We start from the raw sequence: 8,836 nt of genomic DNA on the forward strand, positions 1-8,836 counted from the left end.
GGACCCGAAGACCTCGAACACGTCGCCCAGGAACTCAACGCCCGCCCCCGCAAAACACTGGGCTGGAATACCCCAGCCGAACAACTACGTGATCTACTAAGAGCCAGCTAAACCCGGGTGTTGCAACAACCCCTAGAATTCAAGCTGCTCACCGGGGGTCTTGACTCGGTGGGCAGAACGGTTTCCGGCCAGCCAGTTGGAACCTCTCCGAGGTCTCCCCGGGGTTTAATGAAGTCATGGCTCTCAATCAGCACTCCTACGACATCACCGTCTCCTGGACCGGAAACCGCGGCACCGGAACATCCGGATACCGCGACTACGGTCGGGACCACGAGGTAACGGCGGCCGGCCGACCCACCTTGGCCGGTTCGGCGGATCCAACGTTCCATGGTGACAAGGACCGCTGGAACCCCGAACAATTGCTGTTGACGGCGCTCGCACAGTGCCACATGCTCTCCTACCTCCACGTGGCCGTGAACAATGGAATTGTGGTCACCAGCTATCAGGACAATGCCTCGGGAACTATGGTGCTGAACCCGGATGGCAGCGGCCAGTTCAGCTCAGTCACACTCAAGCCGCAGGTGGTCATTGCCGACGCCAGCCAGCAGGAGTTGGCGAACCGGCTGCACGCGGAAGCCGCGCAAAAGTGCTTCATCGCGCGCAGCGTCAACTTCCCCGTCCAGCACCAGCCCGAGGTTACAAGCTAAGTTCAGGCCCTTCCCGGTTCCGGCACTGGTCCCGCACTGGCATCCTTGAGATATCCCCGACCTGCCAGGACCGATTCACGCAGCCGCCAATCCAGCGCTGGGCCGCGCCCATGCCGCCGGATCAGCGGTGCTCTTCTCAAGCCTGCACCAGTTCTTTTTCCCGGCCGGCGCTGAGCCCGGCCCGCCGCTCCCGGTGCAGTCCCCGTTCCCGTTCGTCGGCCAGGGTGTCCTGCAGTGATTCGTCAAATGGTCTGCGGTTCAGGCCCCGCCGTACGGCCTTATCCGCCCGACGCGTGACAAAGCCGGCCATGCCCTCGGGGAGCCACAGCGGCAGCGAGTCCTCCCCGGCCCAATGCGCCACTCCGGACTCCGCAAGCCAAGCCGGATCCGCGATGTAGACATGACCCGCATAGCCGGTGGCGTCGATGGCGGCCCCGAGAACACTGGTAAACCGAACACTCTCCCCCACGGCATTGAAGGTTCCGGTGATCCGCTTCTCCGCAGCATCCAAGATCCAGCCGGACAGATCCCGCACGTCGATCACCTGCACCTGTGCCTCCGGTACGTCCGGGACCAGAACCGGATCGTTATCCCTGCCAAAACGCGCCGGCCAGTAGCCGAAGCGGTCGCTGGGATCCCCCGGGCCGCCGATCAATCCGGGCCGGCTGATGTGCAGTCTCGGCCCGATGGCGGCGCTGGAGAGGATTTCACAGGCAACTTTGGCCTCCCCATAGTTATCTTCGACATGCTGGTCCCGTCCCAGTGCAGGCAACAACGCCGCCGACTCGTCTGCCCCGGCGCGGGCGTCGTCGGCGTAAACCGAACAGCTGGAGACGTAGGTCCAGTGCCCGGCCCGGTCGGCCAGCGCCTCCAGCGCGGCACCGACCTGCTCCGGCCGCCAGGAGACCTCCAATACTTCGTCCCAGTCGCCGTCGAGCCCGTCATAGGCCGCACCCCCGGGCGCACGATCCGCCCGCACAAATGCAGCGCCCTCCGGCGGGTGCGCCGACGTGCCGCGGGCCAGGCATGTCACCTCATGCCCTCGCTCCACCGCCTGCCGGGCAATTTCCGCTGACAGGAATACCGTGCCGCCCAGAATCAGGATGCGCATCCGACCAGCCTACGGCGCTAGGGTTGTTCAGGACAGGGATATGGCGGGAAATCGGAAGGTACAGTCTTCGTGAAGTGGAATTGGGATCAGATCTGGCCCGAATTGATCACGGCCGGAATCGTGGTGCTGGTGGGCCTGGTGATCTGGGTCATGCTGCGCTTCCTCATCTCGCGCATGGTCCGGCGAGTGGCCAGCGGGTCCACCATCCTCAACTCCCGCGGCTTCAAATGGGCTCATCCCGTGCTGCGGCAACTGGATAATCAGCGCCGGGTGCAGCGCGCCGAAACGATAGGGTCGCTGCTGACCTCCGTAGTGAGCCTGGTGATAGCGGTCATCGTCATCATCTATGTGCTGCAAAGTCTGGGCGTCAATGTCGCTCCGCTGCTGACCAGCGTCGGCATCCTCGGCATCGCCATCGGTTTCGGCTCGCAGCAGCTGATCCGCGATTTCCTAGCCGGGATTTTCATCACCATCGAGGATCAGTACGGCATCGGCGACGTGATCCAGACCAGCGAGGTGGTGGGAGCGGTGGAGTCCGTGGGCCTGCGCATCACCAGGGTCCGCGCCGAGGACGGATCCATCTGGTACCTGCGCAACGGAGAGATTCTGAGGGTGGGGAATCGGTCGCAGGGCAACTATGTCCCGCCCGACGAGGACGACGACGGGCCGGCCGCCGGCGGTGCGAACGCGGCCGCCAGCGACGCGAACGCGACACGCACCGCGGGAGAGGACCACCCGGCCGGTGCCGGCCGCGGCAGCGCAGCGCAGTCCGATGAACGCCCAAGTGGTGCCGCCGTCCGTGGCGAAAGCGCAGCCCAGTCCGTTGACCCCCCAACTGGTGCCGCCGTCCGTCGCGAAAGCGCAGGGCTTCGGCCCGACGAAAGCGCGGGCCCGCCGCGTGGCGATCGCACCGTCCGGCAGGCGGCAGCCGAATCATGATGGCCCAAAACAGCTTCTACGACAGCGTTGGCGGACATGACACCTTTGCCAAGCTGGTGCACGTCTTTTATCAGGGCGTTGCCACCGACGACGTTCTGCGTCCGATGTATCCGGAGGAGGACTTGGGCCCCGCGGAGCAGCGCATGCTGATGTTCCTGGAACAATACTGGGGCGGACCCACGACGTATCAGGAACAGCGCGGCCATCCACGGCTGCGGATGAGGCACATGCCGTTTGCCGTCACCCCGCAGGCCCGGGAACGTTGGCTGACCCACATGCGCGCCGGGGTTGAGTCGCTCAAGCTGCCGCCGCTGCAGGAGGCCACTTTATGGGATTACCTGGAGCGCGCCGCGCACTCGATGGTGAATTCCGCATGAGAGCGGCAGCGGAACCGTGCCGCTCCGATCGTGCACATCAGCTCTACAACAACAGTGGAGATCGAACCAGGATGTGTCCGGCGCCGGTACTCAGCCGCAGCCAGCGCCCCGACTGAAACAGCGCGCCAGAAGAGCCGGGGACTACGAAGCCAAGGGCAAAGGCCGCAAAAGCGGCCCCCGCGCACAGCTCGACCCCGGCAGCAGCACTTGGATCAGACCCCAGCTCAGGAATGGGCCGGCCCCACACGGCGGCACGGGCGTTGCCGACCACCGGCGATCCAGCATTGATGGGAACCATCTGCGCAATCTCGCGTACCCCGTCCTTGGCCACTTGGATCAGCGTGTCAGTCCCGATCTCGCAAAGGCGTACCCAACCTCCCCGGGGCGCGCCGATTCCGGCCCAGGACTCGTGGACGGTGACCGGAGGCAGCGTAAGTTCCAGCTCTGAGTCATCAAGTCGAGCCAGCCGATCCGCCACGGCAGCCAGCGGCACCGTTACGTCCACCTCCGCCGGAGAGGCAAGGTTCATGGTCCGCAAACCAAGCACCGTGGGAATCCGCTCCGCCGTACTCCTGGGTCGCAGGACGCACACGTACGCCGCGAGGATGGAACCCGACGCTTGAAGCCGGATGGCGCCGTCGTCCGCTTTCCGCGCCCGCGTCACATAGGTGCGCAGATCAGCGGCCGTCTGCGCGTCCGCCAAACGCAGCGACTGCATCGCGCTGGAGACAGTCACGACCGGGAACCGACGGACTGCGCCGGCCCGCCCGAATCCTTCGGCCGTGAGCTGGCGGGACGACGGCGGAAGGCGACGTCGTCGCCCAGCCACGTTTCCAGCGCGTGCCGTTGCGGTCCGGTCAGCCGCACCGGCCGTCCCGAATCCCGCGAGACCAGGACAATGCCCGAGCTGGCCTGCGCATAGATGGTGGAGCCGTCCCGTTCCGCCACCGTGTAACCGAACTCGAAGCTGGAGCCGCCGAGCCGTGTCACCCAAATATTGACGAACACAGGATCGCGGCGGAACAGCAGCGGCGCCAGATACTCGATCTCATGCCGGCCGACCAAGGTGAACAGATCAGGGCCGATCAGTTCCTCGAAGGTCTGCTCCGCGCCAGCTCCGGCACCGGCGGCCGCACCGAGCGGCGTGTGAATCAACTGCACCCGGGCATCCTCCAGGTATTGGAGGAAGGTGACGTTATTCACGTGACCGTAAGAATCGATGTCACCGAAGCGGATTTGCAGGGGAATCTGGATCACTGTTGCCATGGCACCATCTTCTCAAAGCCCGTGATGGGCGGCGAATCGTGGTGTCGGCCACGAATGTTTGAGCCCGCCATCGCTGACACATAGAGTCATTCCATGACTGACTCACCGCACCCGGACCCGATGGCAGCCCTGATCGAATTGCTGGATCTCAGCGACGCCGCCGGCGCACAAACCGACGAAGAGATTTTCGTCGGTGTTTCTATGCCGAAACCGGGCGAGCGGCTCTTTGGCGGCCAGGTGCTGGCACAATCGCTGATCGCCGGAATCCGGACCGTGGACGGCGACCGTCCGGTGCACTCCATGCATGGATATTTCCTGCGCCCCGGCGACACGAACCTTCCAGTCACGTTCGGCGTCCAGCGGCTACGAGACGGGCGGTCATTTTCGGCGCGAAGGGTGCACGCTTATCAGAACGGCATTCCGATCCTTTCCATGATCGCTTCCTTCCAGGTGCCGGACGCCGGCATTGAGCATCAGGAGGCCATGCCGCTGGACGTGCCCGAACCTGAGTCGCTCCCCCGGGCCGCGGATCTGCTGGGGACCATCGACCATCCGGTCGCGCAGTCCTGGGCCTATGGCCGGCCCTTCGACATCCGGCACATCGACGGCAGCATCTATCTGAATGTGGACGGAGCGCGCGTCGCGCAGCAGGCTGTCTGGATCAAGACCATCGGGCCGATGTCGGACGACCCCAACCTACACCGCGCCGCCTTGGCCTACGCCAGCGATTACACGCTGCTGGAACCGTCCCTGCGCCGGCATGGAATCAGCTGGATCTCCCCCAAACTCAGTATTGCCAGCCTTGATCATGCCATGTGGTGGCACCGGCCGGTGCGGGTGGATGAATGGCTGCTCTACGCGGCCGAGTCGCCCAGCGCTTCCGGAGCCCGCGGACTGAACCTGGGAAAGATCTTTGACCGCTCCGGCCGGCTGGTCGCCTCCGTGGCCCAGGAAGGCATGATCCGGATTCCCGAGGAAGAACTCCCGGGACACTAAGGAGCGCCGCTCCGGCGGCACTGCGGCAGCCCAAGCCGCTGAGTCACCGGGGCTCATGCGTTTAACGGCAGTGGCCGGTCCCCTGGGACCGGCCACTGCTGGACGATATTCGAATGTAGGCCGGACTCAGCCGCGGGTCAGACGACGGTGCGTAACGCGGTGCGGGCGGGCGGCATCGGCGCCAAGACGCTGAACCTTATTTTCCTCGTAGGACTCGAAGTTGCCCTCAAACCAATACCAATTGGCCGGATTCTCCTCGGTGCCTTCATAGGCCAGGATGTGCGTGGCCACCCGGTCCAAGAACCACCGGTCGTGCGATACCACCACGGCGCAGCCGGGGAATTCCAGCAAGGCATTCTCCAGGCTGCTCAGCGTCTCAACGTCCAAATCGTTGGTTGGCTCATCGAGAAGCAGCAGGTTCCCACCCTGTTTCAGAGTCAACGCCAGATTCAGGCGGTTGCGCTCACCGCCGGAGAGCACCCCGGCCTTCTTCTGCTGATCCGGACCCTTGAAGCCGAAAGCCGCCACATACGCCCTTGAAGGCATTTCCACCTGACCCACCTGGATGAAGTCCAAGCCGTCGGAAACAACCTCCCACAACGTCTTGTTCGGGTCGATCCCGCCGCGGCTCTGGTCCGCGTAGGAGATCTTGACCGAATCACCGATCTTAAGCTCGCCGCCGTCGAGCGGTTCCAAACCGACAATCGACTTGAACAGGGTGGTCTTGCCAACACCATTCGGGCCAATCACGCCGACGATGCCATTGCGGGGCAGTGTGAAGGATAGACCGTCGATCAGAGTGCGGTCATCGAAGCCCTTCTCCAGCTTCACCGCTTCCAGCACCAGTCCACCCAACCGCGGTCCCGGTGGAATCTGGATTTCCTCGAAATCAAGCTTGCGCGTGCGATCGGCCTCCGCCGCCATTTCCTCGTAGCGCGCCAGACGCGCCTTGGATTTGGTCTGACGTCCCTTTGCGTTGGACCGGACCCAGTCCAGTTCCTCGGTCAGACGCTTAGCCTGCTTGGCGTCCTTCTTACCCTGGACCTCCAGCCGTGCCCGCTTCTTCTCAAGGTAGGTGGAGTAGTTGCCTTCATAAGGGTACAAATGGCCGCGGTCCACCTCTGCGATCCACTCAGCAACGTGGTCCAGGAAATACCGGTCGTGAGTGACGGCCAGGACCGCACCCGGGTAGGAGGTGAGATGCTGCTCAAGCCAGAGAACGCTTTCCGCATCCAGGTGGTTGGTGGGCTCATCGAGCAGCAGCAGGTCCGGCTTCTGCAGCAGGAGCTTGCACAACGCCACCCGGCGCCGTTCACCACCGGAGAGAACCGTGACGTCGGAGTCCGGCGGCGGGCAGCGCAGCGCATCCATCGCCTGTTCCAGCTGGGAATCCAGATCCCAGGCGTCGGCGGCATCGATCGCCTCCTGCAGCTTGCCCATTTCCTCCAGCAGCTTGTCGAAGTCCGCGTCGGGGCTCGCCATCTCTTCGGAAATCTCGTTGAAGCGCTGGATCTTGCCGTAGATCTCACCAACGCCCTCCTGGACATTGCCCAGGACCGTTTTTTCCTCGTTCAGCGGCGGCTCCTGCAGCAGGATACCCACGGTGTAGCCCGGGCTCAGCCGCGCCTCACCGTTGGACGGGGTATCCAAGCCGGCCATGATTTTCAGGATGGTGGACTTACCGGCCCCGTTCGGACCCACCACGCCAATCTTCGCCCCGGGGAAGAAGGACATGCTTACGTCGTCGAGGATTACTTTTTCGCCAACGGCCTTGCGGGCCTTGGACATCGTGTAGATAAATTCCGCCATACTTCAAGGCTAATGGGTGCCGGTGGATATCTCACATTTCCCGCCTGGCTTTCTCCCTTTAGGCCGCACAGGCGAGCCAAGTGGCACCCGGCCGCCAGCTGAGCGGTCAGGCACATGGCACATGGCAGGCGGAAAACCAGTCAAAGGTTAGCGTCTCGGCATCCGATGTGACTTCATCGGCCCGAAGCTCTCAATCCGCTGCCAGCAATTCCCCGGTCGCCACATCCACCAGCTCCTCCCCACCGTCCAAAGAGACGGCAATGCCGGACTCGCCGCCGTCGTCGTTCTGGTGCCCGTCGACCTCCAGTGGGTCCGATTCCGGCTGACCTGCTTCCCGTCCAGCCGCCGCGGCGTCACGACGCTGAGCGCTGGAGCGCGTGAACCTGTCCGTACCCCAGGTCAGATCATGGCCCACAGCATCTGCATCAATGTCGGCGGTCATGCCGGATTTCCCCGCCTCGTTGGTCCACTGCCGCAGCCTGAGCTTTCCAGTGACAACCACCGGGTCGCCCTTTTTGATGCAGAACGCGACGTTTTGGGCCAAATAGCGAAAACTCGAAACGTTGTACCAGTTCGTTTCCGAATCCACCCATGCGTTGGCGGTCCGATCGAATTTCCGTTCGGTGGAGCCCACACGGAAACTCGCTATCGTCAGCCCTTCCTCCGTGACGAACAGCCGTACGTCGTTGGCCACGAATCCATGAACCGCAATCATGTCAGTCATTCCAGATGCCTTCCTTTGCAGCCGCAGAGACGCGGACTGAGTCGATTCCCTAAGCCAACACGTGGGGAAGATCGACCGCCAGTGACACCATCGCCGTCGTCCACAAAAGAAGCCGTTACTACCGCTGTGCAGGAGTGGTGGCATGCCAGTGGGCACCGGGCATCGCCGCGGACCTGATAATTTAGACATGGTTCGCTTATCCAACGGACCGCTCGCCTCGGTAGCTCAGCGGATAGAGCAGGAGCCTTCTAATCTCTTGGTCGTGGGTTCGATTCCCGCCCGGGGCACAAAATGACCTGACCTAGGGCTATGTCCCGCAGCGAGGATTACAGGGGGCTAATTCACGTTCTACTCACGTCTTTGGACGAAAAGCCTGGTCATGTTTATGACAAGGCTTCGCCAGATTTGAGAGCAATTTGTGCTTGCGTCTTCAAGCGGCTCGCGCAAAATCCGCGAATTCCGGCGGTTTTTGGGGTCTGGGCGACTTGCGGCGGTCAGAGCCAAAAAGTTGGCCTTCCGATCATCGTTTCACGTCCCTCGGCACCATCGGCGAGCACGGAACCGGCCGCGCGGGACAGCAACGCAGGCAGCCGCGGCAGCCTCGAACGTTCAGCGCACGCAATTTGGCAAGCACCCCTCGAATCAGCAGGGGAACCGCTCGGACATTTGGCCGCCGGCCACTGATTGCATCGCTGTGATGGTGCGGCCCAAGGATCGTGAACACCCTGCTTTCACCTCACTGATGGATCCTGTTGTCGTCACCTTGAATTCTAGGGGTTGTTGCAACACCCGGGTTTAGCTGGCTCTTAGTAGATCACGTAGTTGTTCGGCTGGGGTATTCCAGCCCAGTGTTTTGCGGGGGCGGGCGTTGAGTTCCTGGGCGACGTGTTCGAGGTCTTCGGGTCCA

Annotated in this window: 8 protein-coding genes, 1 tRNA gene and 1 pseudogene; 5 read left to right on the top strand and 5 right to left on the bottom strand. The window is 63.1% G+C overall.

Annotated elements, in window-relative coordinates:
* Positions 1–236 precede the first annotated feature (236 nt).
* Positions 237–707, top strand: coding sequence for an OsmC family protein (locus IV498_RS17965; protein ID WP_269048447.1), 471 nt, complete (start codon positions 237–239; stop codon positions 705–707).
* A 136-nt stretch (positions 708–843) separates the two neighbouring features.
* On the opposite strand, the gene IV498_RS17970 is transcribed toward IV498_RS17965, so the two are convergent.
* The gene (locus tag IV498_RS17970) at positions 844–1,818 is read right to left on the bottom strand and encodes an epimerase (protein WP_269048448.1); all 975 of its coding nucleotides are present in this window, start codon (positions 1,816–1,818) and stop codon (positions 844–846) included.
* Positions 1,819–1,887: 69 nt separating this feature from the next.
* On the opposite strand from IV498_RS17970, the pseudogene IV498_RS17975 reads away from it, so the two are divergent.
* Positions 1,888–2,535 (top strand): annotated as a pseudogene (locus IV498_RS17975) (mechanosensitive ion channel family protein); the annotation flags it as partial.
* Between the two features lie 221 nt (positions 2,536–2,756).
* Positions 2,757–3,134 (top strand): globin, encoded by a 378-nt coding sequence (locus IV498_RS17980; protein ID WP_269048453.1) that lies wholly within the window; start codon positions 2,757–2,759, stop codon positions 3,132–3,134.
* Between the two features lie 43 nt (positions 3,135–3,177).
* On the opposite strand, the gene IV498_RS17985 is transcribed toward IV498_RS17980, so the two are convergent.
* Entirely contained in the window at positions 3,178–3,852 is a 675-nt protein-coding gene (locus IV498_RS17985; RefSeq protein ID WP_269048454.1) for a hypothetical protein, read from the bottom strand.
* 14 nt (positions 3,853–3,866) lie between these two features.
* On the bottom strand, positions 3,867–4,400 hold the full coding sequence (locus tag IV498_RS17990; protein WP_269048449.1) for an acyl-CoA thioesterase: 534 nt from the start codon (positions 4,398–4,400) through the stop codon (positions 3,867–3,869).
* A gap of 93 nt (positions 4,401–4,493) precedes the next feature.
* On the opposite strand from IV498_RS17990, the gene IV498_RS17995 reads away from it, so the two are divergent.
* Positions 4,494–5,396 carry an acyl-CoA thioesterase gene (locus IV498_RS17995; RefSeq protein ID WP_269048450.1) on the top strand — a complete coding sequence of 301 codons (903 nt, stop codon included), beginning with the start codon at positions 4,494–4,496 and terminating at the stop codon, positions 5,394–5,396.
* 126 nt (positions 5,397–5,522) lie between these two features.
* On the opposite strand, the gene ettA is transcribed toward IV498_RS17995, so the two are convergent.
* Both ettA and IV498_RS18005 read right to left on the bottom strand, forming a co-directional pair.
* Entirely contained in the window at positions 5,523–7,205 is a 1,683-nt protein-coding gene (gene ettA, locus IV498_RS18000; RefSeq protein ID WP_269048451.1) for an energy-dependent translational throttle protein EttA, read from the bottom strand.
* Between the two features lie 190 nt (positions 7,206–7,395).
* A complete protein-coding gene (locus IV498_RS18005) occupies positions 7,396–7,929 on the bottom strand; it encodes a single-stranded DNA-binding protein (RefSeq protein WP_269048452.1) in 534 nt (177 codons plus the stop codon).
* A gap of 214 nt (positions 7,930–8,143) precedes the next feature.
* On the opposite strand from IV498_RS18005, the gene IV498_RS18010 reads away from it, so the two are divergent.
* Positions 8,144–8,216 (top strand) — tRNA-Arg (locus IV498_RS18010).
* Positions 8,217–8,836 lie beyond the last annotated feature (620 nt).

This window comes from Paenarthrobacter sp. Z7-10 (genome assembly GCF_026932795.1).
Taxonomy (GTDB): domain Bacteria; phylum Actinomycetota; class Actinomycetes; order Actinomycetales; family Micrococcaceae; genus Arthrobacter_M.

Coding starts and splice junctions, on each gene's coding strand:
- IV498_RS17980 (WP_269048453.1), top strand. CDS start 2,757: ATGGCCCAAAACAGCTTCTACGACAGCGTTGGCGGACATGACACCTTT.
- IV498_RS17965 (WP_269048447.1), top strand. CDS start 237: ATGGCTCTCAATCAGCACTCCTACGACATCACCGTCTCCTGGACCGGA.
- IV498_RS17985 (WP_269048454.1), bottom strand. CDS start 3,852: ATGCAGTCGCTGCGTTTGGCGGACGCGCAGACGGCCGCTGATCTGCGC.
- IV498_RS17995 (WP_269048450.1), top strand. CDS start 4,494: ATGACTGACTCACCGCACCCGGACCCGATGGCAGCCCTGATCGAATTG.
- ettA (WP_269048451.1), bottom strand. CDS start 7,205: ATGGCGGAATTTATCTACACGATGTCCAAGGCCCGCAAGGCCGTTGGC.
- IV498_RS17970 (WP_269048448.1), bottom strand. CDS start 1,818: ATGCGCATCCTGATTCTGGGCGGCACGGTATTCCTGTCAGCGGAAATT.
- IV498_RS17990 (WP_269048449.1), bottom strand. CDS start 4,400: ATGGCAACAGTGATCCAGATTCCCCTGCAAATCCGCTTCGGTGACATC.
- IV498_RS18005 (WP_269048452.1), bottom strand. CDS start 7,929: ATGACTGACATGATTGCGGTTCATGGATTCGTGGCCAACGACGTACGG.